28 protein-coding genes are annotated in these 26,130 nt (G+C 37.4%); 21 read left to right on the forward strand and 7 right to left on the reverse strand.

Annotated elements, in window-relative coordinates:
* Positions 1-6 precede the first annotated feature (6 nt).
* Entirely contained in the window at positions 7-258 is a 252-nt protein-coding gene (locus IV86_RS01450) for a hypothetical protein (protein ID WP_002832990.1), read from the reverse strand.
* Between the two features lie 177 nt (positions 259-435).
* On the opposite strand from IV86_RS01450, the gene IV86_RS01455 reads away from it, so the two are divergent.
* The 4 genes from IV86_RS01455 to IV86_RS01470 all read left to right on the forward strand — a co-directional run bounded on the left by IV86_RS01455 (position 436) and on the right by IV86_RS01470 (position 3,685).
* Entirely contained in the window at positions 436-1,095 is a 660-nt protein-coding gene (locus IV86_RS01455; protein ID WP_002832991.1) for a CPBP family intramembrane glutamic endopeptidase, read from the forward strand.
* A 19-nt stretch (positions 1,096-1,114) separates the two neighbouring features.
* Positions 1,115-2,455, forward strand: a complete 1,341-nt coding sequence (locus IV86_RS01460) for an MATE family efflux transporter (protein ID WP_011673738.1) — start codon at positions 1,115-1,117, stop codon at positions 2,453-2,455.
* A 68-nt stretch (positions 2,456-2,523) separates the two neighbouring features.
* Positions 2,524-3,054: a hypothetical protein gene (locus IV86_RS01465; RefSeq protein WP_002832993.1), complete on the forward strand. Its 531-nt coding sequence runs from the start codon at positions 2,524-2,526 to the stop codon at positions 3,052-3,054.
* A 103-nt stretch (positions 3,055-3,157) separates the two neighbouring features.
* Positions 3,158-3,685 (forward strand): hypothetical protein, encoded by a 528-nt coding sequence (locus tag IV86_RS01470; RefSeq protein WP_002832994.1) that lies wholly within the window; start codon positions 3,158-3,160, stop codon positions 3,683-3,685.
* 49 nt (positions 3,686-3,734) lie between these two features.
* On the opposite strand, the gene IV86_RS01475 is transcribed toward IV86_RS01470, so the two are convergent.
* Positions 3,735-4,676: an ROK family protein gene (locus tag IV86_RS01475; RefSeq protein ID WP_056979310.1), complete on the reverse strand. Its 942-nt coding sequence runs from the start codon at positions 4,674-4,676 to the stop codon at positions 3,735-3,737.
* Positions 4,677-4,808: 132 nt separating this feature from the next.
* Here IV86_RS01475 and IV86_RS01480 point away from each other — a divergent pair, with 132 nt between their 5' ends.
* Entirely contained in the window at positions 4,809-5,189 is a 381-nt protein-coding gene (locus IV86_RS01480; protein WP_056979311.1) for a DUF3899 domain-containing protein, read from the forward strand.
* On the opposite strand, the gene yidA is transcribed toward IV86_RS01480, so the two are convergent.
* Both yidA and IV86_RS01490 read right to left on the reverse strand, forming a co-directional pair.
* Positions 5,178-5,990 carry a sugar-phosphatase gene (gene yidA / locus IV86_RS01485; protein WP_002832997.1) on the reverse strand — a complete coding sequence of 271 codons (813 nt, stop codon included), beginning with the start codon at positions 5,988-5,990 and terminating at the stop codon, positions 5,178-5,180. The two genes, IV86_RS01480 and yidA, sit on opposite strands and share 12 nt — an antisense overlap.
* A gap of 11 nt (positions 5,991-6,001) precedes the next feature.
* Positions 6,002-7,351 (reverse strand): HD domain-containing protein, encoded by a 1,350-nt coding sequence (locus IV86_RS01490; RefSeq protein ID WP_002832998.1) that lies wholly within the window; start codon positions 7,349-7,351, stop codon positions 6,002-6,004.
* A 153-nt stretch (positions 7,352-7,504) separates the two neighbouring features.
* On the opposite strand from IV86_RS01490, the gene IV86_RS01495 reads away from it, so the two are divergent.
* The 6 genes from IV86_RS01495 (at position 7,505) to IV86_RS01520 (ending at position 13,419) form a co-directional block, all read left to right on the forward strand.
* Positions 7,505-7,945, forward strand: a complete 441-nt coding sequence (locus IV86_RS01495) for a YwiB family protein (RefSeq protein WP_002832999.1) — start codon at positions 7,505-7,507, stop codon at positions 7,943-7,945.
* Between the two features lie 44 nt (positions 7,946-7,989).
* On the forward strand, positions 7,990-8,526 hold the full coding sequence (gene rpoE, locus IV86_RS01500) for a DNA-directed RNA polymerase subunit delta (protein ID WP_002833001.1): 537 nt from the start codon (positions 7,990-7,992) through the stop codon (positions 8,524-8,526).
* Positions 8,527-8,738: 212 nt separating this feature from the next.
* Positions 8,739-10,337, forward strand: coding sequence for a CTP synthase (locus tag IV86_RS01505; RefSeq protein ID WP_002833003.1), 1,599 nt, complete (start codon positions 8,739-8,741; stop codon positions 10,335-10,337).
* 149 nt (positions 10,338-10,486) lie between these two features.
* The gene (locus tag IV86_RS01510) at positions 10,487-11,758 is read left to right on the forward strand and encodes a UDP-N-acetylglucosamine 1-carboxyvinyltransferase (RefSeq protein ID WP_056979312.1); all 1,272 of its coding nucleotides are present in this window, start codon (positions 10,487-10,489) and stop codon (positions 11,756-11,758) included.
* Between the two features lie 25 nt (positions 11,759-11,783).
* Positions 11,784-13,070: a transcription termination factor Rho gene (gene rho / locus IV86_RS01515; protein ID WP_029258136.1), complete on the forward strand. Its 1,287-nt coding sequence runs from the start codon at positions 11,784-11,786 to the stop codon at positions 13,068-13,070.
* Positions 13,071-13,173: 103 nt separating this feature from the next.
* On the forward strand, positions 13,174-13,419 hold the full coding sequence (locus IV86_RS01520) for a type B 50S ribosomal protein L31 (RefSeq protein ID WP_002833006.1): 246 nt from the start codon (positions 13,174-13,176) through the stop codon (positions 13,417-13,419).
* Positions 13,420-13,546: 127 nt separating this feature from the next.
* Here the strand turns inward: IV86_RS01520 and IV86_RS01525 are convergent, their stop codons facing one another.
* Positions 13,547-14,773, reverse strand: a complete 1,227-nt coding sequence (locus tag IV86_RS01525) for a multidrug efflux MFS transporter (RefSeq protein WP_029258135.1) — start codon at positions 14,771-14,773, stop codon at positions 13,547-13,549.
* A gap of 79 nt (positions 14,774-14,852) precedes the next feature.
* On the opposite strand from IV86_RS01525, the gene IV86_RS01530 reads away from it, so the two are divergent.
* The 10 genes from IV86_RS01530 (at position 14,853) to IV86_RS01575 (ending at position 23,629) form a co-directional block, all read left to right on the forward strand.
* The gene (locus IV86_RS01530; protein ID WP_002833008.1) at positions 14,853-15,542 is read left to right on the forward strand and encodes a class A sortase; all 690 of its coding nucleotides are present in this window, start codon (positions 14,853-14,855) and stop codon (positions 15,540-15,542) included.
* Positions 15,543-15,632: 90 nt separating this feature from the next.
* Positions 15,633-16,214 (forward strand): LemA family protein, encoded by a 582-nt coding sequence (locus IV86_RS01535; protein ID WP_011673730.1) that lies wholly within the window; start codon positions 15,633-15,635, stop codon positions 16,212-16,214.
* 15 nt (positions 16,215-16,229) lie between these two features.
* Positions 16,230-17,126, forward strand: a complete 897-nt coding sequence (htpX, locus tag IV86_RS01540; protein WP_002833010.1) for a zinc metalloprotease HtpX — start codon at positions 16,230-16,232, stop codon at positions 17,124-17,126.
* A 33-nt stretch (positions 17,127-17,159) separates the two neighbouring features.
* On the forward strand, positions 17,160-17,942 hold the full coding sequence (locus IV86_RS01545) for a hypothetical protein (RefSeq protein WP_029258133.1): 783 nt from the start codon (positions 17,160-17,162) through the stop codon (positions 17,940-17,942).
* Positions 17,943-18,106: 164 nt separating this feature from the next.
* Complete coding sequence (locus IV86_RS01550) at positions 18,107-19,489, forward strand: UDP-N-acetylmuramoyl-tripeptide--D-alanyl-D-alanine ligase (protein ID WP_002833012.1); 1,383 nt, start codon at positions 18,107-18,109, stop codon at positions 19,487-19,489.
* Between the two features lie 292 nt (positions 19,490-19,781).
* Positions 19,782-21,362: a degradosome RNA helicase CshA gene (gene cshA, locus IV86_RS01555; RefSeq protein ID WP_056979313.1), complete on the forward strand. Its 1,581-nt coding sequence runs from the start codon at positions 19,782-19,784 to the stop codon at positions 21,360-21,362.
* Positions 21,363-21,451: 89 nt separating this feature from the next.
* Positions 21,452-21,808 (forward strand): holo-ACP synthase, encoded by a 357-nt coding sequence (gene acpS, locus IV86_RS01560; RefSeq protein WP_002833014.1) that lies wholly within the window; start codon positions 21,452-21,454, stop codon positions 21,806-21,808.
* Between the two features lies 1 nt (position 21,809).
* Positions 21,810-22,934: an alanine racemase gene (gene alr / locus IV86_RS01565; protein WP_029258132.1), complete on the forward strand. Its 1,125-nt coding sequence runs from the start codon at positions 21,810-21,812 to the stop codon at positions 22,932-22,934.
* 54 nt (positions 22,935-22,988) lie between these two features.
* Complete coding sequence (locus IV86_RS01570; protein WP_029258131.1) at positions 22,989-23,228, forward strand: hypothetical protein; 240 nt, start codon at positions 22,989-22,991, stop codon at positions 23,226-23,228.
* Between the two features lie 38 nt (positions 23,229-23,266).
* Positions 23,267-23,629 (forward strand): type II toxin-antitoxin system PemK/MazF family toxin, encoded by a 363-nt coding sequence (locus IV86_RS01575; protein ID WP_011673724.1) that lies wholly within the window; start codon positions 23,267-23,269, stop codon positions 23,627-23,629.
* Positions 23,630-23,730: 101 nt separating this feature from the next.
* Here IV86_RS01575 and cbpA read toward each other — a convergent pair whose 3' ends face one another.
* Together cbpA and IV86_RS01585 are read right to left on the reverse strand one after the other, a co-directional pair.
* On the reverse strand, positions 23,731-24,375 hold the full coding sequence (gene cbpA, locus IV86_RS01580; RefSeq protein WP_002833019.1) for a cyclic di-AMP binding protein CbpA: 645 nt from the start codon (positions 24,373-24,375) through the stop codon (positions 23,731-23,733).
* A gap of 65 nt (positions 24,376-24,440) precedes the next feature.
* On the reverse strand, positions 24,441-25,844 hold the full coding sequence (locus IV86_RS01585; RefSeq protein ID WP_029258130.1) for a L,D-transpeptidase family protein: 1,404 nt from the start codon (positions 25,842-25,844) through the stop codon (positions 24,441-24,443).
* Positions 25,845-26,130 lie beyond the last annotated feature (286 nt).

Below are 26,130 nucleotides of genomic sequence, written 5' to 3' on the forward strand. Positions count from 1 at the left end.
ATCGGATTAAATTTGAATACTTGGTACAAGCCAATCACTAGCTATCAATTGATGAAATTGTTTAGTAATTGGAAGCCACATTTTATTATTAATAATATCTTTTAAACTTTTCCAAAATAAAGGATCGTTAGTTTGTTCGGTGGTAGGATAAACAAATATGTATTGTCCAGCGCTGGTTTTGGCTTTGATTTTGTTATCTTTATGGCCAATTAATTGAACTTCAAGGTACTGGTCCATTTTTTTATCGTTAATAATCATCAAGCATCACCTTTCTTTACTTTTTCAGAATACCATGGAAAGGTTAAGGAATTATAAAATATACCAATAATTAAGTGCATCTTAATAAAAATCACGTTTACGAGTTTTTAGTGATTGTATTCTATGGATAAAATGCTATCTTTAAAATAAAGTTGGTATCTTAAAAAGGAGTACTTAATGAGAGCGTTACAAGTGTTGAAGAACTGCCTATTTTTAGTATTACTATTTGGAATGGATCAATTGGTTTCTATTCCACAACTAGTAGCAGCATATACACAAAACCATCATCTCTTTTTATTTTTTCTAATAATCGTCTATATTGCGATTGCCATAGCAGTTATCGTCTTTTTCTGGCAATTTTATCGATATAAAATTAAAAAAAATCATAGTATTTATGGGGATTTACCACCAAGAAGGGTGCGAACTCAAACAATGCTGCTAATGGTTCTAGTTTGGATGATTTTTATGCTTTTTCAAATCTGGTATACCAATCAATTTAAAGTTAATATTTCTGCTAACCAATTAGCAATCGAAAAACTATTTGAAAAACTACCAATTTGGACATTCATCGATGGCGTGTTGGTGGCTCCAGTCATGGAAGAGCTCATTTTTAGGGGGATTTTCTTTGAATTATTTTTCCAAACTGATCAACCAGTAATAAAAGTAATCGGAGTGATCGTTAATGCAGTTATCTTTGGTGCATTGCACGATACAGGAATTAATTTTCCTATTTATGCAATCATGGGCGCAATTTTAGCGGTTACCTATATGCGTACCCGTGATATTAAATGTAGTATTGGAATTCACATCTTAAATAATTTTATATCTTTTATTTAATAAAAAACGGAGGATTTACATGGATAGTATTTTAACTAAGGGAAGTCCCATCAAGGGCATTATTTTGTTCAGTATCCCACTTCTTTTGGGAAATATTTTCCAACAGATTTATACGCTTTCTGATACCTTGATTGTTGGTCGAGTAGTCGGTGTACAAGCATTGGCTTCTGTCGGGGCAACCAATGGACTTACTTTTTTGATTATTGGATTTGCGCAAGGGATGACAACGGGGTTATCGATTATTACGGCTCAGCACTATGGGGCTGGGGATGTTAAAGCAGTTAAGCAAAGTTTTGCTACGAGTATTTGGATTTGTGGCGTATTCGCCTTAATGCTGACGGTAGTTAGTGTACTGGCGGCTAGACCGTTGCTAGAAATGATGCAAACCCCAGCTAACATTATTGACGGTGCCACGACCTTTTTGACGATCATTTTTGGTGGTGTGCTTGCAACTATGTTTTTTAACCTTTTCTCCAATATGTTACGGGCGTTGGGAAATAGTCGTTTGCCACTCGTATTTTTGGTAATCGCCTGTATTATCAACGTGGTATTGGATATTATTTTGATTGTCTTTTTACACATGGGAGTTGCTGGAGCCGGAATTGCTACGGTTACGGCCCAATTAATCTCATGCTTTCTATGCTGGTTCTATATTAAGTCTCACGTTCCGGTTTTATCGCTTGAAGTAAAAGAAATTAAAACAAATATGAAATTGGTTCGTGAACAAATCAAGATTGGATTACCAATGGGGTTTCAGGCGTCCATTATCGCGATTGGGTCAATTATCCTACAAATTTCTTTGAACCATCTTGGGTCATCAGCAATTGCTGCTTATACTGCTGCTGGGAAAGTCGATCAGCTAGCAACGCAGCCAATGATGTCACTGGGGATCACAATGGCAACCTTTACGGCTCAAAATTACGGGGCCAAAAAATTTAAACGTATTTTGAAAGGTATTCGTCAAACGTTGATCACTTCGGTCGCTTACAGTTTTATTGTGGGAGCTTTAATTATTTTGAATAGTCGCGTACTGGTTAATCTATTTATTGGAAACTCAGAACAACATATCACCAACTTGGCGCATGAATATTTTGTGATCGTTAGTGCGAGTTATTTCTTGCTAGCAATCTTGTTCATCATCCGATATACCTTACAAGGATTCGGAAAGAGTGTGGCCCCAACGATGGCTGGGGTAGCCGAATTGATTTCAAGGATGTTAGTGGGACTCTTTGTGGTTCCGGCTTTTGGATTTTGGGGAGCATGTACCGCTAACCCATTGGCTTGGTTAGGTTCAAATTTAGTATTAGTTTATTCATACGTTCAAGTTGTACGACAATTGAGAAAACGTGCTGAGCCGTAGAAAATGCTAAAAGAGCGTGAACACGATATAATCGAGGTATAGAAAGTAAATGCGTTGGGGGTAGAGTGATGATTTTTACTTATAACATTCTAAAGAATGTGATTGATACCGGGAAACCGATTATCATTAATGATCAGAGTCAAATCAAAAAAATGGATAGTGATCAAATCGATGCAATCACCTTCATCTCAGAATTGAGAAATGAAAGAGATTACTATGCTTTCTTAGAATTAAACCCAGGAAAAGGCATTGTTTTTTATTCCGATGGTAACACCTTTGATGGCTTTACGGTTTTTGAGATCCCCTTAAGTGAGTTTTATTTCGAAGTGAATACAGAAAAGGGTGTCATTGATATTGAAGACGGAGTTGGAAATCAAACTGATTTTCTAGATCTCTTTACAGGACCAGTTATCGAGGATTTAACTAAAAAATATCGTAATGCTACTGATGAAGAAATTATCCAGAGTAATGAATATCAAATGGCGGATCGTTATATTAGTGTTTATCTGGGTTACAGCGATGGAGATGAACAAAAGGTCAATTTAACCTTGTTGAAATTCGCAATGGCGATTTATATCGACCAAAATGAATCAAAATAATTCCAGTAATTTTACAGTAAGATTACAACTGTTGCTTTTTTGATTGCAGGGAGTATAATTTCTTCTGTTCCAGTATTTATGGTTATTTTTTGGAGGAAGAAAAATGATTTTTAAATATGATGTTTTATCAAAAGTGATCGAAGAAGATAAAACAATCAAAATCAACGAAAACAGCTACATCACTAAGATCAAAGGTTTAAACGGTATTGATTATAGTGTGAGTGATCATAATCGTCACGATTACTATGTATTCTTGCCGCTTAACGACGATGAGGGTGTAGTAATTAGCACGGACAATCATACCGGACTGGGTTTTGAATTGTTGAGAATACCTAAGCGAGAGTTTTGTTTGGGAATTAATACAAATAATAATTTTGTCGATTACTATGATGGACCAGGAACACAGACGGATTTTCCTGATGTAATTGAACAAGAAGAACTTGATCAAAAGTATATTCAATACAACGATGCTAGTGACGAAGAATTAAAAGAAACTAAGCTATACCAACAGGTGGATACATGTGTAAGTAAATACTTACGGGTTAGTTCAGGTCTAGAAGAAGCCTTGAACTTAGCTATTATCCGCTTAGCGTTCTTGGCTCATACTGTTAACCAACGTGCGGTGGCATAGTTTATAGAACAAAATAAAAAGGAGTTATGGCTTAAGCCGTAACTCCTTTTTATTCCGCTTTGTTATCTGTAGGCTGTGTAAAGTCCAAGTGATCCAAAGCATTATAAAATGCACCGAAAAGGTCAGTATCCTGTTTAAAAATCGAAGTTTCAATTACCGGCATTTCCAGCATTTCTTTAAGGACCGGAATCGTTTCTCGAATAATTTGAATTTGGTGATTAATTTCAGGAACGAGAATACTCTGATTACTAATTCGTCCACTAATGACGTACTTATTAAGGTCAAGAACGGCCTGCGTATTCACAATCATGTAAGCTACATTTCGACAATATGCGTTAAACATTTCGCGAGCGTTAGCATCTCCATTTTCAATCGCCTTAAATACTTTGATATCGTCATTGGGATCAGATAACTCTAACGCACTGCCGTTGGTGTTAATCATTTTTGAGGCAGAACAGGCGTTGAACATGATATCTTCAGGTTGATGATTTTCAACCGTTGGATTGGCAATAATCATGCCAATTCCGCCCGCTTGTAAGTGGGAACCAGAAAAAATCTGGTGATTTAAAACTAAGCCAGAACTTACACCATCATCAAGGGCGATGGTTGCTCCGTTAGTGACACCCTTTAAATTACCATTCCATTGAGAAGCTAAAGTAACACAAAAACCAGTACTTTCCATCGACACCGGTAATTCGTAGCGAGTGGCAAGGATTTTTCCAAGGCTGAGTCCGTGGAGCATGGGCAACGAGCCCCCCTGATAAATTACGCCATCTTTTGGGTCGACTTGGCCGGGAACACTAAGTCCGATTCCATAAATCGATTTAAGATGGTCAGTAACAATTTCATAAATTTGTTTTAGAAAATTTTCAACGCTATCGGTTGGCGTTGGAACTTGTTTTTTTACTTTAAGACTGCCACTTTCGTCAAATAGTGCGTAACGAATAAAAGATGCACTGATGGCAATACTTAAGTAGTTCGTATTATTCATATAATCATTCCTTTGTGTCATTATTATACATTGATTGAGAACGATTTCAAAGTTACGAATGAGGAATAAAGTTTTAATTAGTAAAAAAAGACGCTATAGTAGTAAGCAATACCAGACTGAAGAGGTAAGACTATGAAAGTATTTAATCTATTAAATAAATTAAGCACCAAAGCAATTATTTTTATTATTTTGGTAGTAGGGGGATTAATTTTTAAAGGAACCTACATTGTAAGTAATATTTATTTTATTTTAGGGATGCTTTTACTATTATGGGGAATTTTAGCAATTTTATTCAATGCTCACTTATTTAATGGATGGAAATTAAATGGCGATCGAAAAAACAGTGAATTTGTTGAAAAAATTGAGCATAAAGCTGTCCAGTCTAAAACTGAGCGGGCAAAAGAAATTGCTGCACAAAAAAACGAGCCCATGCGGTTCACCCCATTGACTCGTTTAATACTAAGCTATGCTTTGATTCTAATTGTTAATGCGATCCTAGTTTCATTTTTCTAGTACAAATTTTTGAATGGCTTTGGCAACGCCACTTTCGTTATTATTGGCCGTAATGAATTGTGCATTTTGTTTAACTTCATCAATTGCATTTTCCATTGCTACACCAGTTCCGGCAGCTTTAATCATGGAAAGGTCATTACCTTGATCACCAATGGCCATGACTTGGTCTAAAGTAAGGTTAAGACGTGTAGCTAACTCAGTTACAGCGTTACCTTTGCTAACGTTTTGGGGCATAAGTTCAATAAAGTATGGTTCACTTTGAACGACGCTAAAGTTGTCTTGGAACTTAGCAAAAATCTGGTCGCGCGCTTTACTTAAAACTTTAGGATCGTCAATGAACATTACCTTGGGCATTTCTAAGTTAGGGTCCATTTCATTAACGGCGCGATAGCGAAGACCCATTTCAACTAGAAAACTTTCACCTACCGTATAAGTGCTGATATTCTTATTGGCAGTGTAAATGTGATTTTTACCATCTACGTGGAAATGCACACCAATTTTACGGCTAAATGCTTCAGCAGTGAGATAGTCTTCAAAGGAAAGTGTGTGTTTAATGAGGGTTTCGCCAGTCAGAGTTTGAGCGAGTGCTCCATTATAAGTGACGGCATATTCCTTTTCGTTAGTAAGGTCTAGTTGGGTGAGGTAACGTTGAATTCCTGTAATGGGACGTCCGGTACAAAGGACGACGTTAACCCCGATTTTAGAAGCAGCGTTGATGGCCGCGATATTTGCTTCTGTAAGTTGTTTGTTGTCATTTAAAAGGGTGCCATCAAGGTCGATGGCGATTAATTTTATACTCAAGATTATTACTCCTAACTAATTATATTGTTTTTGATATGAGCTTGAAAAGCTTCAAAAGTATCTGTAAACAAACTCTCGTTACTATCTATAAGCATTTCCTTGGGGAAAAAGAAGCGCTCGTCACGAGAAACTTTACCTGAAATTGCTCGTACTAAATCACTAACGGTCGAAAGTTCGACTAGGCTACCATCCGATTGCATTAGTTCAATTTGAGTCCGTGGTTTTTTAGAGGTTGGATCATAGGCATCATATGGTAAGTCATAACTGTCATTTTCAGCAGTATAATATTCAGAATCAAAACCAGCTTCAGCCACCAATTGTTTTAATTCAGGTAGAAGACTCCGAGTTTGATCGGTGATGCGTGCTGATTTTAAAGGAACACGATCCAAGAAGCGATGGGCAAGATCACTCAAAATAGGATCTTCATCATCCACCCATTGAAGAAAATACGTATTTAAGACGCCATCATCTAGTTTTAAATAATCATCTAACGTAAAATTTTCATCAAAAAATGGCATTAAGTAATGGGGTTGAAAGTTACGTTGTCGATGGTTAGCTCGCTCAGACTGATATAGCTGGTTAGCTAACTTTAAGAGATGTCCAAGAATGACCTCCATAGAACGGGAAACAGAATGAAAATAAACTTGAACGTACATTTGAAAACGACTTACAATAAAATCCTCGACGGCATGAATGCCACTCATTTGAAAGGCGATACCATGCTCATAAGGACGCATCACACGTAAGATGCGGGTTAAATCAAAGTTTCCGTAGTTAGTTCCGGTGTAGTATGAATCACGTAAAAGATAATCCATACGGTCGGCATCAATTTGGCTAGAAATTAGCTGTACTACTTGTGGATTAGGATAATCATGGCTAATTACAGAAGCGACCTTTGTTGGAAAGTCGGGACTAATACGCCGTAAAACTTGGTTAACTTCGGTTTGAGGGTCCGTAATAATCCGGGTAGTAAATTTTTCATGGTCGGTATTAAAAATATGTTCAAATGTATGCGAGTAAGCCCCATGACCAATATCATGTAAGAGGGCGGCACAAAGCGTTACTAACCGTTCATCATTATTCCACAATCCATCACTGGGAGTTTTTGAAGGATAATTTCGAGCAAAGCTTTCAACGATGCGACGTGCTACTTCATAACATCCTAATGAATGCGAAAAGCGGGTATGTTCAGCTCCATGAAACACAAAGGAAGTGGTTCCCAATTGATGAATTCGACGAAGACGCTGAAATTCTTTAGTATTAATCAAGTCTAAAATGACTTGGTCTTGAACATAAACGTAGTCATGGATAGGATCACGAAAGACTTTCTCCATCGGTAAACGTTGATTTTCTTGGGACATCTTACTACCTTCTTACTTTGTAATTTTAAAAAGAAACATCTAACTAAAATTATACAAGTTTTAAGGTGAGATTGTAAAAGCTTAAAGCTAGAATAATATATGAAATGAATTATAATTATTACATTAGAACAGTGAACAAAGAGGAGGATTCAAATGGCTGGATTAAACAATGGCATTCCAATTGAAATCCATTTAGAGACATTTATTGAACAAGAAGGTGAAAAAACACACCTAGCTTTTGACGAACCCGGACAGATTTTTAAAATGGGCGATTCACTTTACTTAAGATATCAGGAAAAAAATGAAGAAACTGGAAAAAAATCACCCGTAACCATGAAAATTGATGGGGATGGCAATGTCCTATTAACACGTTCGTCTGAGAGTGAAATGCGTTTGCGTTTTGCTAACGGTAAAAGAATTGAAGCGCGGTATCGCACGCCTTACGGACTTTTTCCGATTGAAACAGTAACACCATTTCTAGAGATAGAACTCCAAGAAGGACCCCTGGCGGGAAGGGTAAATATTGATTACCAACTTTTTGCAGGAGAACAGTTGATTGGTAACTACAAAATCCGATTGCAATTTACTGCTTAATTGTAGTATTATTTGAGATAGACTGTGGAAAGGACGTGCACCAGTTGGAATTAGAAAATTTTAAGGGTCAAAACAAAAACGAACTCTCAATGATCGAAGTTGCCCACGCTATTTTAGCTAAGAGTGGTGAACCAATGGCTTTTGTTGATTTAGCCAACGCGGTTCAGAGTTATTTAGATAAGACAGATGAGGAATTTAGAAATCGATTATCACAATTTTATACTGATTTAAACGTTGACGGAAGTTTTATTTCCTTGGGCGAAAATACATGGGGACTTCGTACTTGGTACCCATTCGAATCAATTGATGAAGCCTTAATTCACGCTGAAGATGAAGACGAAGACCGTCCTGTACGTAAAAAACGTAAGAAGGTTAATGCCTTTCTTGCCGATGCAGCTGATGACGATGATGTAATTGACTACGATTCTGATGATCCAGAAGATGAAGAAGTCGAAGCTGAAGATACTACATCAGATGACGCTCCAGCATTTGAAGATCTTTCTAACGATGACGATACTGATGTTCTTCCAGATGGAATTGAAGGTCAACTATCAGAATTAAACGAAGATGACGAAAACTAAATATACAAACTTGACTTATAGTCTGTAACTCTGTATTATATTTTTTGGGCTCTGGAGATCCTTTTGAGGATTTTTCAGACAATGAACGGTAATACCCCCTATTCTCAGAATAGGGGGTATTTTTATTGTTGTATCAGTATTTCAACAGTAAAAACAACTGTTTTGCGTTTCCTAATTTAACCAGTCATAAATGTTAGAAAAGGAGAATTTTAATGACCAAATATATTTTTGTTACAGGTGGGGTTGTTTCATCTTTAGGTAAGGGGATTGTTGCTGCATCCCTTGGACGTCTTTTGAAGAATCGTGGACTTAAGGTTACGATTCAAAAATTTGATCCATATATTAACGTGGATCCAGGAACGATGAGTCCTTACCAACATGGTGAAGTTTTTGTTACTGATGATGGAACAGAAACAGATTTAGATTTAGGCCACTATGAACGTTTTATCGATATCAACTTAAACAAGTATTCTAACGTTACAACTGGAAAGATTTATTCAGAAGTATTACGTAAGGAACGTCATGGAGATTATCTTGGTGCAACTGTCCAAGTTATTCCTCATATTACGGACGCAATTAAAGAAAAAATTATGCGCGCTGGTAAAGTGACTGATTCTGATATCGTAATCACTGAAATTGGTGGAACGGTTGGGGACATCGAGTCACTTCCTTTCTTGGAAGCTATCCGTCAGATGAAGAGTCAAGCCGGATCAGAAAATGTTTTCTACATCCACACGACTTTGGTTCCATACCTAAAAGCTGCAGGGGAAATGAAGACAAAGCCAACGCAACACAGTGTTAAAGAACTTCGTGGTTTGGGAATTCAACCTAATATGCTGGTTGTTCGTACAGAAGAAGATATCACAGATGGTATGCGTTCGAAGATTGCTGCATTCTGTGATGTTGAGCCAGAAGCTGTAATTGAATCTCAAGATGTTGCAAGTTTATACGAAATTCCATTGAACTTAAAAGCACAAAAGATGGACGACATTGTGATGGACCACTTTGGTTTGCAAGCACCACAAGCAGACATGTCTAAGTGGGAAGATCTTGTCGATCACGTTAATAACCGTTTGAACCATACCATTAACATTGCATTGGTTGGTAAATACGTTGCCTTACAAGATGCTTATATCTCAGTGAATGAAGCGTTAAAACATGCAGGTTATGTTGTCGATGCCGACATTAAGATTACCAAAATTGATTCAGAAAAACTTACTAAGGAAAATGTTGCTGAACAACTTGCCGGACAAGATGGAATCATTGTTCCTGGTGGCTTTGGTGATCGTGGGATTGAAGGAATGATTCATTCTATTCAATATGCTCGTGAAAATGATGTGCCATTCTTAGGAATTTGTTTAGGAATGCAAATGGCCAGTGTTGAATTTGCTCGTAACGTATTGGGTTACCAAGATGCTAATTCGGCTGAAATGGATCCAGCAACTAAGCACAACATTATTGATTTAATGGCTGATCAAGAAGGTGTTAAAGATATGGGTGGTACTCAACGCCTCGGTCTTTACCCATGCAAGCTTAAAGAAGGATCTGTAGCTGCTGCCGCTTATGACAACCAAGAAATGATTGAAGAACGTCATCGTCATCGTTTTGAATTTAACAATGACTATCGTGCCGAAATGGAAGCTAAGGGTCTTGTATTCTCAGGAACTTCACCAGACAATCGTTTAGTAGAAGTAATTGAGTTACCAGAAAAGAAATTCTTCGTGGCAGCTCAATATCACCCAGAATTTTTATCACGTCCACAACGTCCAGAAGGATTATTTAAGGCATTTATCGCTGCTGCAAATAAATAAGCATAAAAATAGTCGAATTTTTCGGCTATTTTTTTATTTGTTGCGTTCATGAGGTTGTATTTTTGGAACAAATTATTTATGATTGAGGTTGACTGTAAAATACATTCCTTAATTTTAAAGTACTTAAAGTTCGTTTGTGAGGAAAAACCATGAAAAAAATGATAATCAAGGGTGGACAGCGACTGTCTGGAGAAGTGACTATCGGTGGTGCTAAAAATAGTACCGTTGCGTTGATTCCGGCTGCAATTTTGGCGGATACTCCAGTACGGTTTGATTCAGTGCCCGACATACTTGACGTGCATAACTTAATGATTATCCTTGAATCGATGAATGTTCATTCAACGTTTGAGGATGGAGTTATGGTGATTGATCCAACTGAAATTGTTGAGAATCCATTGCCTAGTAAGGCAATTAAGAGCTTACGAGCATCATATTACTTTATGGGCTCTTTACTTGGTCGTTTCAAGCGTTCAACAGTTACATTTCCAGGTGGAGATAATATTGGTCCAAGACCAATTGATCAGCATATTAAAGGCTTCAAAGCCTTAGGTGCCAACGTTACAGAAGATGAAGATACAGTGTACATTTCAGCATATGATCGTGGACTCCATGGAGCGCACATCTTTTTAGATGTGGTTTCTGTAGGAGCAACGATCAATGTTATTTTGGCTGCCGTTAAGGCCCAAGGTATTACAACGATTGAAAACGCAGCACGTGAACCCGAGATTATTGATTTAGCAATGTTTTTAAATAATATGGGGGCTAAAATTCGTGGAGCAGGGACTGATGTTATCCGGATTGAAGGTGTGGATAAGTTGGTTTCTACAGCTACGCATACCATTATTCCGGATCGAATTGAGGCTGGAACCTATTTGTCTTTAGCTACGGCTGTGGGGGATGGTGTGATGGTAAATAATATTATTCCAGAACACCTAGAATCGTTTACTTCAAAGATGCTTGAACTTGGCGTCGATATTAAAATTGATGGCGATAAGATTTTTGTTCCTAAAGTGGATCAATTAAAAGCAATTGAAGTCAATACGAGTCCTTTCCCTGGATTTGCGACTGATTTGCAACAACCTTTGACGGCTTCCCTATTAAAAGCAACTGGTCAAAGTGTTGTTAATGATCATATTTACCCAGAACGTATCAAACACGTAATTGAATTACAAAAAATGGGTGCTAAGATTAAACATGCTGATGGGGTGATTTATATTAATTATTCTGAAAAACTTACGGGCGCTGAAGTTGAGGCTGGAGAAATTCGGGCAGGGGCTTGTTTAATGATTGCAGCCTTTATGGCCCAAGGCACTACAACCATCACCCGAGCAGATAACATCCTACGTGGATACGACAGTTTGGTTAAAAAACTAACTAAGCTCGGAGCGGATGTTTCAATCACGACCGACAATACATTGTAGTCAAAGATATAGGAGAGTTAAGTCGATGGATAATTTTTTAACAATGAATGACTTGCAAGAAATGACTCTCAAAGAAATATACGGCCTTGCCCGTGAATATAAGATTTCATATTACAGCCAGATGAACAAGAAGGAATTGTCTCTGGCTGTTTTGCGTGCTCAGGCTAAAAAGAAGTCATTTGTTGAAATGGAAGGCGTTTTAGATATCGTTGGAAATGATGGATATGGTTTTTTACGGCCAATCAACTATGGTTCTTCGCAAGAAGATATCTATATTTCAGCATCGCAAATCACACGTTTCGGTTTGCGTAATGGGGATTTAGTTGGTGGTGAAGCTCGCCATCCCAAACCAGGTGAACGGTATTATGGATTAATGCGGGTTACTTCAGTGAATAATAAGGACCCAGAAGAAGCTAAGCAACGTCCTCATTTTCCAGCTCTAACCCCCATCTACCCCAATCAACAATTAAAATTAGAAACAACTTCTAATATTTTATCAACGCGATTAGTTGATTTGTTTTCACCAATTGGATTTGGACAACGTGGTCTGGTAGTAGCACCACCTAAAGCAGGAAAAACCACTTTACTAAAGGCTATTGCTAATGGGATTACCACAAACTATCCAGATGTGAAGCTCATTGTTTTACTAATCGACGAACGACCAGAAGAAGTAACTGATTTAGAACGCTCGATTAAGGGAGAAGTGGTTTATTCCACCTTTGATCAAGAACCCCGGAATCATACTCGTGTTTCAGAATTAGTATTACAACGGGCGCTTCGTCTAGTAGAAGATAAACAAGATGTTGTTGTCTTACTAGATTCAATTACGCGATTAACCCGTGCATATAATTTAGTGACCTCCCCTAGTGGTCGAACACTTTCTGGTGGGGTTGATCCGGCAGCGTTTTATAAGCCTAAAAAATTCTTTGGCTCTGCTCGAAATATTGAAGAGGGTGGATCACTTACCATCATTGGGACAGCTTTGGTTGATACAGGAAGCCGGATGGATGATGTGATTTATGAAGAATTCAAAGGTACGGGTAATTCAGAGCTAGTCTTATCACGGAATTTGGCTGAGCGCAGGGTATTTCCGGCGTTAGATATCCGTCAGTCAGGAACTCGTAAAGAGGAACTAATGGTCTCAAAAGATATACTTAATCAGCTTTGGGATATTCGCCGGTCGATGCGTGGAGATGCTCTGGAGTATACGGAACAAGTGCTTAAGTTATTGAAAAACACTAAAAACAACGAAGCGTTTATTGCTAACTTAAAGAATTTAAATTTAGGTCCTAATGGTAGTAAAAAATCTTAATCGACCTTGTTTAAGTTGTTTTTCTATGCTATTATTGGGGACGTTGATTTATAATAAATAACTATGACTCAGCAAATGACTCATGGCAAAGGAGCGTAATATCATGAAAAAAGGAATTCATCCAGACTATCATCCAGTTGTATTTCAAGATTCAGCAACTGGCTTTAAGTTCTTGTCAGGTTCAACTGTAGGTTCAGCTGAAACAATCAAGTGGGAAGACGGTAACGAATACCCATTGATTCGTGTGGAAATCACATCTGACTCACATCCTTTCTACACAGGACGTCAAAAGTTCCAACAAGCAGACGGTACTGTTGCAAAATTCAACAAAAAGTACGGTTTGGCTTAATTATAACCATTGGTTATCAAAAAGAGGCACCGCTGAATTTATCAGTGGTACCTCTTTTTTTGTAGTCTGAAATATAGTTTAGGATTGCTTCTCAGTAATCAACATAACACAGCGTTACTAACTTGATTTATGCTACTGATCGTCCGTTTAACCAACGGAATAAGATAAAGTTAATTAAAACTAATACAGAAGTAGCAATAAAGACAGCGTTATAGTCAAATAAACCAGAGACTGCAGAGCCTAGTAATGGGCCAATCATATTTCCGAGTGCTTGGAAAGACTGGTTCCAACTAAATACACGCCCAGTTACCGCAGCAGGTGTTCGTTTAGATAAAATACTCTGAACCGCTGGTAGCATCGCTCCATCAGAAATTCCGATAAAGAAGCGGAAAACTCCTAGCCAAAAAATAGAAGGAACAAAGGCCATTGGAATGTAGAATACCATGGCGAAGAGAAAGGCCACAGAAAGAACTTTTTCGGTTCCAATCTGGTCCCCAAGTTCTCCTAAGCGCGGAGCCGCTAACATGTTAGCGATTCCCGGAATTGCAGCAATTAAACCAGCAACCATTGTTACACCAGCCCCATTATGCATTAATTCTTTAACGTATAAACTAATAATCGGCGCGATTGAATTATTAGATGCTTGAATAATCATCGTTGTGATAAACATGCCGAATACGGCCTTAGGCTGATTTAGTTTACCAATTACCTCTCGAGCAGAAAGCGAACCAGATTCACTTTCTACGGGAACGAAGTGTTCATGTACCAAGAAGAAACTTAGGAAAAAGACGATTAGTAATAAACCACCTGTAATAAAGAAAGTTACTCGATATGAAAAAATAGAAGCTAGTGCACCACCAATGAGGGGACCTAGTAGAGATCCGGATACAGGACCAGTAGATAAAATACCAAGTGCATAACCACTTTTTTCTTTAGGAGTTTCGGTAGCGATGAGTGCATTGGAGTTACTAATATAACCTGCAAAAACACCTTGTAATAAACGAAGGCCAATCAGTTGAAAGACGTTTTGAACAAGGCCCATTGCGCCTAAGACGAAAGCCATTCCGAGTGAAGCTCTTAAAATCATTACTTTTCTTCCACGCTTATCCGCAATTTTTCCCCAAATTGGAGAAATAATTGCTAAAATTAAGAAAGTAGAAGAATAAGTTAGACCACTATAAAAAGATAGTTGCGATTTTGAGAAGTCACCGAGTGTGTTGACATAAAGCGACAAAAACGGCATAATCTCACTAAATGCGACCCCGGCTATGAAGGTTCCGAACCAAAGCACAAAAAGATTTTGTTCCCAAGGTTCACGTTTCTTTCTAGATTGTCCTTTTCGATTGAAAAACATCATAAAAAGCCCTCTTTCAAAAAAGATATACCAATATACAATACCATAAAAATTAAAAATAGTAATGGAGCAAAAGTCAATGAGTAAAAAACTAAAAAATTGGTTAGTTTCGATTGGATTAACATTATTGGTGCTACTAAGTTTAGCGATGATTTTTAATCGTCAAATCAAAACATGGATGGTAGCACAATATAATCCAGAGGTGAACGAGAAAGTGGTTGCTAAAAACACTGAAAAGAAAGCCAATTTTGACTATACAAAAGTAAAATCATTGGATTGGCAGACGGTTCTAAAGGCACGGACTTCGGAGAAAAGAATTAAAGTGATTGGTGAAATTGTTTACCCTGATATAAACATACACCTTCCGATCGGCAAAGGGGTCGATAATCTTACGTTGGCGTTGGCGGCGGGAACTTTAAAAGAAAATCAGCGAATGGGTGAAGGTAACTACGCATTGGCTGGACATCATATGGTTGATAAAAATGTTTTATTTAGTCCGCTTTATTGGAAAGCCAAAATTGGGCAAAAGGTTTATTTGACAGATGAGACCAATATTTATGAGTATCGGGTAGACACCCGTAAATTTATAAAGGCGACCGATGTGCAAGTAGTTGACGATATTAAAGGTAAGAAAATTTTAACGCTGGTTACCTGTGATGATACGGGAGCGGGTCGTTTGATGATTCGGGCTAAATTTATCAAGAAAATGAGTCATACCAAGGCTCCGGAAGCAGTTCAAAAAGAGTTTTCAGAAAAGTTTAATCGTTAAGAAAATTTAGTGTTCAAATTCATATAATTTGCTTGACGAATTTGTTACTATTAATATCATATATAGGAAGTTTTGAAAGGATGGGATTGAATGGTAGGAATGATAATAGCACTAATTGTAATTGTGGTGATTGTAATTGCGATTGTCTCAATGTACAACGGCTTGGTAAAAGCTAGAACCTATACACAGGAATCATGGAGCCAAATTAGCGTTCAAATGAAGCGTCGAAATGATTTGATTCCTAATCTTGTAAATACGGTTAAGGGATATGCAGCCCATGAAAAAGATACTTTGAGTAAAGTGGTGGCACTTCGTAATCAATTAGTGGATCAGACTGATAATTCAGCCCCTTCTACTAAACAACGTGAAGAGATTATGAAAACTTCTAACCAGATTAGTGACTCACTTAAAAGCATTTTTGCTTTATCTGAAAGTTATCCTGACTTGAAGGCTAACCAAGAATTTACTAAATTAATGGAAGAATTAACTAATACAGAAAATAAAATTGCTTATTCTCGTCAACTATATAATTCGAGTGTAGCAAGTTACAACATTAAACTACAATCTTTCCCTAATAATTTAATTGCTGGGATGGGTGGATTTAAGCCGGTTGATTATCTTCAAGTTCCTGAAGAAGAAACTAAAAACCCAACCGTTTCATTTGATAAATAATTAAGAGGTCGATTAATGTTATATCAACAGATTGCAAGTAATAAGCGAAAGACCGTTTATGTGATGATCGGTTTTGCTATCTTAGTATTGTTTATTGGTGCTGCAGTTGGTTATGTTTTCTATGATAGTGCAATGGCAGGGATTATTATGGCGGCAGTAATTGCCGCTATTTATATGGCCATGATGATTGCCAATTCTACTAACGTCGTGATGGGAATGAATCACGCAACTGAAATTAGTGAAGCCGATCATCCGGAAATTTGGCATATTGTAGAAGACATGGCCTTGGTAGCTAATATACCAATGCCCAAGGTTTATATTGTTAACGATGCCAGCCCTAATGCATTTGCAACAGGAAATAGTCCTAAAAATGCTGCCGTAGCAGTGACTACTGGTATTTTAGAACGGCTTAATCGAGAAGAACTTGAAGGCGTAATTGGACACGAAGTTTCACACATTCGAAATTATGATATTCGCCTTTCGACCATCGCCTTGGCATTATCTTCGGCGATCGCAATGCTAGTAAATATTGGAATGCGCTCATTTTGGTGGGGCGGGGGACGACGTCGCAATGATAATGACAATGAAGGCGGAAGTTTGGAAATTGTGATGATGATTATTTCCATCGTATTGGTTATTTTAGGTCCAATTGCCACAACTATCGCTCAATTGGCTTTATCACGAAATCGAGAATATCTCGCCGATGCCTCTAGCGTTGAATTAACACGTAACCCACTGGGGCTAATCCATGCTCTACAAAAGATATCGGTCAGTGAACCGATGAAAGAAGCCGATCCAAGTAGTGCTGCACTTTATATCTCTGATCCATTTAAAAAGAAACGTACCATGGCACATCTATTTGATACGCATCCACCAATTGAAGATCGCATTCAACGTTTGGAAAGAATGTAAGTATATAGTTAATTGAAAGAGAGTTATGGGATCATGCGTGATGACTATATTTTTGTACATTTAGAATCAATTGTTAATTTAATTTATTCGCGCGGGATTACGGCAAATGATTTCCTAAAGGGAGTCTTGCAAATACCAACCAATATTTTATTATTAAATCGGGAAGTCAGTGATGATTTAACGATTGATAATCATACATTTTTAAATGAAATTAATGGCGCTAAAAAAGTTAGTGAGTATTTAATGGGAAACCATGGCCCACGCAATTGGATTGATTTTTCTCAGCGAGATGCGTTGAGTGAGCTCACGCCGGCTGATATTGCTAACCTTTTATATATGGGGCATATGAAAACTCATAATGATACGCCATTTTCGTATAAGCTCCAAAACGACTATGTTTATTTAGACATTGGCGAAAATCAGGTGAAGACCTATTATCGTCGTCTAAAAAATTTTTATTTAGTTTTGAATCAATCTATTATTCGTCATGCTGAACAAGCTTATAACGAGCATCGAATTGTATTTCGTCGGGGAAATAAATTTGCTGAATTACCAGCTGGAATGGTTCGACAATTAATTCCTGTGTTAGGAGAAGGATTAATTTTTGCGTTTGATCAAGCTTTTGAGCAAGATCGCGAATATCGAATCCCGATTTTGATTGCTAGCGACAGTAATTTGGCTCCTACGTTACGCAGCAAAGATTCACTTTATAATAATGCCCAACAAATTGCGATTTTGAAATATAATCTACGTAGTAAACATTGGCATTTTATTATTACTAACCCGCAAGCCTTTGATGCGGATGCATTATATTAAATTGAGAACTTGTGTCAGATAAGATATAAGTTCTCTTTTTTAGCAAAAAAGGGTAATCATTTTGGGGATAAGATGTTTAGTCTACTTTTAAGGTAAGTTAATTTAATGAGCTATTATGGTATAATTGTAGCCAGGTTTTTTAATTTAAGGGGAGTTTTAAAAAGATGAAAATGCAACTTAGCGAAATTGCGCGCGCTCTTGGAACGGATGAATATCCTGAACTATGGAACGATATTAGCGTAACGAGTGTTCAATTTGATAGTCGAAAATTATCTCCAGGATCACTTTTTGTGCCAATTATGGGTGAACGTGACGGACATGATTTTATTAGTCAAGCAGTAACAGCAGGCGCCGTTGCAACTTTATGGGCAGAAGACCACCAAGAACGGCGTCCAGCTGATTTACCAAGTATTCTAGTAAAAAATCCATTAGAAGCTCTGCAAAAACTTGCTAAATATTATCTGGATAAGATTAACCCTAAGGTAGTTGCTATTACTGGAAGTAATGGAAAGACAACTACTAAGGATATGACTGCAGCAGTTCTGGAAGCAGAATATAATGTGGTAAAAACTAAAGCAAACTTTAACAACGAACTGGGCGTGCCAATTACTATTTTGGGAATGAGCTCTAATACGGAAGTATTGGTAGTTGAAATGGGAATGGATCGTCCAGGACAGTTACACTTTTTAAGTGAATTGGTTCAACCTGATATTGCTGTGATTACGATGATTGGCGAAGCCCATATTGAATTTTTTAAGACGCGTGAGCGGATTGCTGATGCAAAAATGGAAATTACAGATGGCCTAAAAGAGGACGGTTGTTTTGTTTTTAACGGGGATGAACCGCTATTAGAACAGCGTGCTAAAGACCTCAATGTTGAACAATACCGTTTTGGGCTTAAAGCAGATAATGATGTCAGCGCCAGCGATATCCAGGGAACTGACACAAGTACAATGTTCAAAACTAATTTGGATGAAGAAACCACCGTAACAATTCCAGTACTTGGTGATTACAATGTAACTAATGCATTAGCAGCAATCGCCGTTGGACATAAGTACCATATTGACCTAAAAAAAGAAGCTGAAGCGCTAGTTGACTTTGATTTAACCAAAAATCGAACAGAGTGGTTAACTGGAAAAAAAGGCGAACGTATTTTAAGTGATGTTTATAATTCTAATCCGACTGCTGCTCGAGCAGTATTGGATTCATTTGCTAACGTAAATACTGAAGGACGTCGTTTGGTAGTTCTAGGAGATATGTTGGAATTAGGTGAGAATGCTGATCAAATGCATGCTAGCTTAGCTGAAAAATTAAATGCCAAGCGTTTTGCGCAAGTATATTTAATCGGCCCACATATGAAAGCTCTTGAAAAACGACTGATTGATGAAGATATCTACAGTAAAGATGCTGTTCATTATTATGAAACTGGCGAATTAAAGCGACTTACAGATGATCTTTCAACTGAAATTCAAGCAGATGATAGTATTTTATTAAAAGCAAGTCACGGAATTCATTTAGAAAATGTTGTTGATAAAATTAAAAATTAAAAATTAAAGTTGTGATGTGGCTTTTAGATTTTTTACAGCGTATGTAAATTATTCTTAAAACGCGGTTGCCGACCTTTGAGTGGGGAATGCTAGCCTAAATATCACAACTTTATTTTTATTAAAAAGGCCAAATAGAGCTGTTTTAACAGCGTTTTCAAGAACTTTTGTTTGCTAATCCCTAAGCAGGGGTGTATGATTATAAAGTTATGTTTACACGATTGTCACCGTGGGCGCGGCCCTAAAAGGACGGATTTTCTTTGATGCGGTGACGAAAATTTAGGAGGAATTATATTTGAAATTTACCGAACTAGGGTTAGACGAAGACATTTTAAAAGCAGTTTTAGACAATGGGTATGACGAACCAACACCTATCCAAGCTGAAACTATTCCTGGTGTTTTAGAAGGAAAAGACATCATTGGACAAGCTCAAACAGGTACTGGTAAGACAGCTGCTTTCGGATTACCAATCCTACAAAATGTTGACCTAGATAATCCTAACATTCAAGCAATTATTATCTCACCTACACGTGAGTTAGCTGCTCAAACACAAGCAGAAATCTTTAAATTAGGAAAATATAAAAAAGCTAAAGTTCAAGTGGTTTACGGTGGATCAGATATCCGTCGTCAGATTAATGCTTTAAAGAGCCATCCACAAATCGTGGTTGGTACACCTGGTCGTTTGTTGGACCATATTGGTCGAAAGACAATTCGTTTAGACCACGTTAAAACATTAGTTCTTGATGAAGCTGACGATATGCTAGATATGGGATTCTTACCTGATATCGAACACATTATTGAACAAACACCTAGCGAACGCCAAACATTATTGTTCTCAGCCACAATGCCAGCACCAATTAAGAAAATTGGTGTTAAGTTCATGACTGATCCAAAACAAATTACAGTTAAGTCTAAAGAACTTACTGCTGATTTGGTTGATCAATACTACGTTCGTTCTAAAGAATTCGAAAAATTTGATATTTTAACCCACGTACTTGATGTACAAGCACCAAAACTTGCAGTTATTTTTGGTCGTACTAAGCGTCGCGTTGATGAAGTTTCTAAGGGATTAGTTACTCGTGGTTACAATGCTGCTGGAATCCATGGTGATTTAACTCAACAACGCCGAATGAGTATTTTACGTCAATTCCGTGAAGGACAATTAGATATTTTAGTTGCTACTGACGTTGCTGCACGTGGGCTTGATATCTCTGGTGTAACTCACGTTTACAACTATGATATTCCTCAAGACCCAGAAAGTTATGTTCACCGTATTGGTCGTACAGGCCGGGCCGGTGCTACAGGTACTTCAGTAACCTTCGTTACTAACTGGGAAATGGACTATCTTCGTGACGTTGAACATTTGACAAAGAAACGTTTGTTACCAATGAAGCCACCAACAGAAGAAGAAGCTTTTGCTGGACGTGCTGCAATGGCTGAACAAAGCATTGAAGAATTGGTTCAAAAAACAGATGTTGCTAAGTTCGAAGAACAAGTTGATCATCTTTTAGAACAACATGATGCTAAAACGCTGGTTGCTGCACTTCTAAATGAAGTAACTAAGTCTGACGCTAGTGAAATCAAAGTTAAGATTACTCCTGAACGCCCACTTCCTCGTAAAAAAGGTGGCAACAAAGGCGGTAAAGGTGGCGGCGGATACCGTGGCGGAAATCGTCGTGGTGGTAATGGTCGTCGTAGTAATGGTAATAGTAGCAATGGCGGAGGCCGTGGTGGTAAATGGAATAACGATCGTAAGGGTGGCGGCAAGTCACGCTTTGGTCGCGATGACCGTAACCACAATGGTGGTAAGCGTAATGATCGCAACTCAGGTAACAAGGGTGGATCAAACCGTCAATTTGTAATTAAAGAAAAATAAACATTTTCAATAAACTAAGGGGCCCGGAAAATACATTTTTTCTTGACCTCTTTTTTTGATACAATAGGAACGACATTGGAGGTACTAGGATGATTTACGGAATTGGCATTGATATAACAAACATTGATCGATTTAAAACTCTCCACAATCCAGCAACGTTTATCCAAAAGGTTTTGACGCCCACTGAATTTGATGAGTTTGAAGCTAAGAAAGGTCAACGCGCGTATGAATTTTTAGCAGGGCACTTTTCGGTTAAAGAATCATATAGTAAAGCTTACGGGACAGGATTAGGTAAAAAACTTAATTTTCAAGACATCGAAATTAATTACGATGGGGTTGGAAAACCTAAGATTGTTAAACATCCGTTTAGTGGAACCGTACATGTGTCAATTTCCCATTCTGACCACCATGTTGTAACACAGGTAATTTTAGAGGGGGATAATTGAAATGGTTGTAGGGATACATCGTCCCAGCAAGCTAGTTATTAATGCTGAGGCAATTAGAAATAATGTAAAAAATGAGATTAGTCGATTAGATGGACACAGTGAATTATTTGCCGTGGTTAAGGCTAATGGCTATGGACATGGAATTGTAGAAACAGCCAAATTTACGAAACAAGCTGGGGCAACTGGTTTTTGTGTTGCTATCTTAGACGAAGCGTTGGCTTTGCGAGATGCTGGGCTAACAGAAACTATCCTAGTTTTAGGAATTACAGATGTTAAATATGCTAAATTAGCTGCTGAAAATGATATCTCGTTAACGGTGGGTGATCAAGCATGGCTAGATGAAGCTACGCAAATTCTAGATCAAAAGCCGCTGAAAGTTCATTTAGGTATTGATACAGGAATGGGACGGATTGGTTTTCAAGATGGAGCTTCTTTTAAGAAAGCGGCCGATTATCTTGAACAAAGTCAACAGTTCAATTTTGAAGGTGTGTTTACACATTTTGCAACAGCAGATGAAAAGGATACGACTTATTTCAATTTACAGGTGGAACGTTTTAACCATTTCATCAGCCAATTAACTCGACGTCCACGTTATGTGCATGTTTCTAATACTGCTACCAGCTTGTGGCATGCAGCTTGTAATGGTAATATGATTCGTTTTGGAGTCGGCATTTATGGGATGAATCCTTCTGGAAAAACACTGGAAAGTCCTTTTGATTTACAGCCAGCTATGAGTCTGGAGTCTGAACTATCTTTTTCTAAACTAGTGCAAAAAGGCCGTTCAATTAGTTATGGAGCGACTTATACAGCTAAAGAAGATGAATGGATTGGGACGATCCCGATTGGTTATGCAGATGGTTATGAACGTCGTTTACAAGGATTCCATGTTTTGATTGATGGTCAATTTTGCGAAATAGTAGGACGAATTTGTATGGATCAAATGATGGTTCGCATACCAAAGTCATATCCTGTGGGAACTAAAGTAATTTTAGCGGGAAAATCAGGCGAAAAATCAATTACCATGACAGACATTGCCGAATATGCTGGGACCATTAATTATGAAATCACATGTGGATTCACACAACGTTTACCACGAATCTATACTGAAAATGGTGTAGTAAATTAATGTATTGAATGCTAAAATAATGTTAATAATTAAATAGTACAGGAGAGCAATCTAATGAGTATTCAACCAAAAGATATGTCAATTGAGAAAGAGACTTACTGTGAAATGTTTGGTTTTGAACCTAGTTGTGTAAATGATGATATTGTAAGGAGCTTTTTTACCCGTCACGCAACTGAGCATCTTGAACAGCTTAAAGCCGGATACCTTCAAATGGCTGATATCAATTCCGAAATTACTCATGACTTTTCTTCATGTGAAGCGGATTGTGAAAAGCATGTGCTTGAACGTTACTAAGTTAAATTTTTTAAATTAAAAGTTAATGGGGTGACACTGTGGACGAGTCGAAGATAAGACGCGGTGATTTATTCTATGCAGACTTGTCACCAGTTGTTGGTTCTGAACAGGGCGGGATGCGACCGGTTCTTGTTATCCAGAATAACATCGGTAATCACTATAGTCCGACGGTCATTATTGCAGCAATAACGGCTAAAATTTCTAAGCCTAAGATGCCTACCCATGTAGGAATTAAAGGTGGAGAACAAGGAGTAGGCCGTAATTCAGTTATTTTAATGGAACAGATTCGAACAATTGATAAACAACGTCTACATGATAAAATTGGTCGATTAGATGACCAGAAGATGAAACAGGTGGACGAGGCCTTAAAGGTAAGTATAGGTCTCGTACCGAATACATAGAATAGAAAATGTGAACAAAGTTTCACGCTCAAATTTTAAAACCACCTATTTCAAGATAGAAAAAAGGATTCGCAAACTGCGAATCCTTTTTTATTTACGAACTATAAACGATCTTGTTTTAGGTTTTCAACTTCAGGAACTCTGAAGCCTTTACGTTCTAAGTTGCTAATAATTTGATGTAATCTCTTTTCATCAACACTTGCTGGGAGAGTGAACATCATCCGATGCACTAAATCCCCCTCTTCAACGTCTAAAGAGATAACACTAGCAATTGAGGTATATTTAGTAATGATCTTTGCAATCGTCTCTAAATCGCCTCGTTCGTCCCCAGAAATGACAGTAATCACATAACTACCAACATTTACGTTCCACGATTGAGATAACCCATCCAAGAGACGTGCATGGGTTAAAATTCCATAGAAGTAATTGTTATCATCTAATACAGTAATGAAAGGTAAATCCTTAATTGAGAAGAAGACGTTAAAGAAAGCAGCATTAACATTAATATACTTAGTGGCATTTTTTAAAAGAGAAGTCACAGGTTCTTGCATTGATCCACCGCGTGATTTGTGGCGATAAATATGCATTTTGTAAATATTTCCACGGAACAAGCGACCCGTTTTATCTAAAACTGGAACGCAACGGAATCCAGATTCTTCAAGAATATCAAGCGCTTCTTCAAGAGTTGCATCTTCACGAACAGTTGTTAAATCTTTCTTAGGTTTGACCATTGATTTTAAAAGCATTAGAATTTCCTCCCAAAACCGCAATTTTCTTTAATACAAATTTAATAATAACACAAAATGATAATTTAGAACACGACTACCGGTGTTCCGAGGGCTACTTCAGCATAAACAGTTTTCATTGTTGCAGGTGGAGTGTTGACACAACCATGGGAACCATGGGTTTTATACCAATCTCCACCAAATTTAGGTTGCCATGAAGCATCATGGAGACCAACTCCAGTATAATCAATTGGCATCCAGTAGCTGACTGGTGAGGCATAATTAGAGCCATCCGTATTTTTACCTTTTAGGGTAGCATTACGTTTTTTATTCCAAACAAAGAACACACCAGTTGGAGTGTCATCATTATTTGCAGGCATTCCAGTAACAACATCAGTTGAAATTTTAAGCTTGCCGTCTTTGTAATACCACATATGTTGGTTAGTTTTATCAACTTCGACATACGTTGATCCGAGTTCACCTTTTTTAAGAGATTGTCCAGAACCTGAAATTGTAGCTTTTTCGGTGAAGTCTTTACCAGTTGCAATTTTTTGGGCTATATCAGCTGCGTCGGTGGTAGTATCAATAGTCCAACCAAAAATTTCATTTTTAACAGTTTGAGAACCACGTTTAGTACTATTAAAGGTCACACTAGCTCCATAGGTAGAATACTTATCGTTTAAGTCATCTAGATAGGCTTTAACTTGGGCATTATCAACCGAAACAGTTTGAGTACCGTCGTTTTTAGAAGTAAGAACTATCCACTGCTTTAAAGTATCACTTGGAATAGTGACATTGGTACCGTTGATGTTATAAGTAATTTTTTCTGCTGTATACTTTTTAATTTGTTTTTGAATATCATCTGAATTAACAGTAGCTGATTGATATGTTTTGGTTAAATCAATATCTTTTTGTCCTTTTGCGATGCTGGTTTTGATTTCCTCTGCAAGCGCAGTAGAACTAATTATCTTATTACCTTTTTTAGAGCTTGAGCTAGCCAGTTCAGTGGCACTAATAGCGGAAGCTGAACCAGTATTACGATTCTTATTCAAAGTAATCGCTGTTTTTTTAGCAAATTCTTCTAATTTAGCCTTGCTAGTTGCGTTTACTGTGTTATCAGCATTAGCGGCATGGACAAGTTGTAGGGGCCACATTAAAGCATTTTGTTTATTGAGAAGCTTAGCTATAGTCTTATTATCAGAAGAGGTTAAACCTGCATCTGCATATTTAGCAGTTTTGAGAACTTTGTTTTTTTCAGTTAAATTAAAAGTTTGGTTTTTAACATGATTGTTAACCAGCGTTTGTGCCTGATTTACATTTTTCCCAGCAACATTTACGCCATCAATTACAGTATTAGGCATGAATGTGTTGGAAGTACTGTAGTAGATTGCTCCTCCTGCATAAATTAAGACTAGCACAGCAGCGACTGCACCAAGTATTATGTAAGGAAGTTTCCTTGTTTTTTTAAGATGATTTGATCTACGTTGCATCGTGAGCCTCCGAAATAAATTTTATCCTCTGTAACATTACTGTAATAAAGAATATTAATCAAGCCTATTTATATATTTTTATTTAGTAAATAGAAATATATAGGTCAACATGGAGTGGTTGATTTTTAATGACGAGAGAATATATAGAAAAATTAAATAACTAAAACATTAAAAGTGTTTGCTATCTTCAAAATATTTAATCAGTTATTATTATCCAGTAATTAATTGCATACGGTAAATATTACTTACTTATTATATCAGAAGAAATGCTATCTTTTTATGAAGA

This window comes from Pediococcus pentosaceus (assembly GCF_001437285.1).
In the GTDB taxonomy this organism is placed as follows: domain Bacteria; phylum Bacillota; class Bacilli; order Lactobacillales; family Lactobacillaceae; genus Pediococcus; species Pediococcus pentosaceus.

Excerpts from the sequence above, each read along its gene's own strand:
- IV86_RS01520 (WP_002833006.1), top strand. The coding sequence starts at position 13,174 with ATGAAAAAAGGAATTCATCCAGACTATCATCCAGTTGTATTTCAAGAT.
- IV86_RS01490 (WP_002832998.1), bottom strand. The coding sequence starts at position 7,351 with ATGTCCCAAGAAAATCAACGTTTACCGATGGAGAAAGTCTTTCGTGAT.
- IV86_RS01570 (WP_029258131.1), top strand. The coding sequence starts at position 22,989 with ATGAGTATTCAACCAAAAGATATGTCAATTGAGAAAGAGACTTACTGT.
- IV86_RS01525 (WP_029258135.1), bottom strand. The coding sequence starts at position 14,773 with ATGTTTTTCAATCGAAAAGGACAATCTAGAAAGAAACGTGAACCTTGG.
- alr (WP_029258132.1), top strand. The coding sequence starts at position 21,810 with ATGGTTGTAGGGATACATCGTCCCAGCAAGCTAGTTATTAATGCTGAG.
- IV86_RS01470 (WP_002832994.1), top strand. The coding sequence starts at position 3,158 with ATGATTTTTAAATATGATGTTTTATCAAAAGTGATCGAAGAAGATAAA.
- IV86_RS01475 (WP_056979310.1), bottom strand. The coding sequence starts at position 4,676 with ATGAATAATACGAACTACTTAAGTATTGCCATCAGTGCATCTTTTATT.
- IV86_RS01480 (WP_056979311.1), top strand. The coding sequence starts at position 4,809 with ATGAAAGTATTTAATCTATTAAATAAATTAAGCACCAAAGCAATTATT.
- IV86_RS01505 (WP_002833003.1), top strand. The coding sequence starts at position 8,739 with ATGACCAAATATATTTTTGTTACAGGTGGGGTTGTTTCATCTTTAGGT.
- IV86_RS01465 (WP_002832993.1), top strand. The coding sequence starts at position 2,524 with ATGATTTTTACTTATAACATTCTAAAGAATGTGATTGATACCGGGAAA.
- IV86_RS01495 (WP_002832999.1), top strand. The coding sequence starts at position 7,505 with ATGGCTGGATTAAACAATGGCATTCCAATTGAAATCCATTTAGAGACA.
- IV86_RS01550 (WP_002833012.1), top strand. The coding sequence starts at position 18,107 with ATGAAAATGCAACTTAGCGAAATTGCGCGCGCTCTTGGAACGGATGAA.
- IV86_RS01510 (WP_056979312.1), top strand. The coding sequence starts at position 10,487 with ATGAAAAAAATGATAATCAAGGGTGGACAGCGACTGTCTGGAGAAGTG.
- IV86_RS01545 (WP_029258133.1), top strand. The coding sequence starts at position 17,160 with ATGCGTGATGACTATATTTTTGTACATTTAGAATCAATTGTTAATTTA.
- IV86_RS01455 (WP_002832991.1), top strand. The coding sequence starts at position 436 with ATGAGAGCGTTACAAGTGTTGAAGAACTGCCTATTTTTAGTATTACTA.
- IV86_RS01450 (WP_002832990.1), bottom strand. The coding sequence starts at position 258 with ATGATTATTAACGATAAAAAAATGGACCAGTACCTTGAAGTTCAATTA.
- IV86_RS01535 (WP_011673730.1), top strand. The coding sequence starts at position 15,633 with ATGGTAGGAATGATAATAGCACTAATTGTAATTGTGGTGATTGTAATT.
- IV86_RS01460 (WP_011673738.1), top strand. The coding sequence starts at position 1,115 with ATGGATAGTATTTTAACTAAGGGAAGTCCCATCAAGGGCATTATTTTG.
- IV86_RS01530 (WP_002833008.1), top strand. The coding sequence starts at position 14,853 with ATGAGTAAAAAACTAAAAAATTGGTTAGTTTCGATTGGATTAACATTA.
- rho (WP_029258136.1), top strand. The coding sequence starts at position 11,784 with ATGGATAATTTTTTAACAATGAATGACTTGCAAGAAATGACTCTCAAA.
- acpS (WP_002833014.1), top strand. The coding sequence starts at position 21,452 with ATGATTTACGGAATTGGCATTGATATAACAAACATTGATCGATTTAAA.
- htpX (WP_002833010.1), top strand. The coding sequence starts at position 16,230 with ATGTTATATCAACAGATTGCAAGTAATAAGCGAAAGACCGTTTATGTG.
- IV86_RS01585 (WP_029258130.1), bottom strand. The coding sequence starts at position 25,844 with ATGCAACGTAGATCAAATCATCTTAAAAAAACAAGGAAACTTCCTTAC.
- cbpA (WP_002833019.1), bottom strand. The coding sequence starts at position 24,375 with ATGCTTTTAAAATCAATGGTCAAACCTAAGAAAGATTTAACAACTGTT.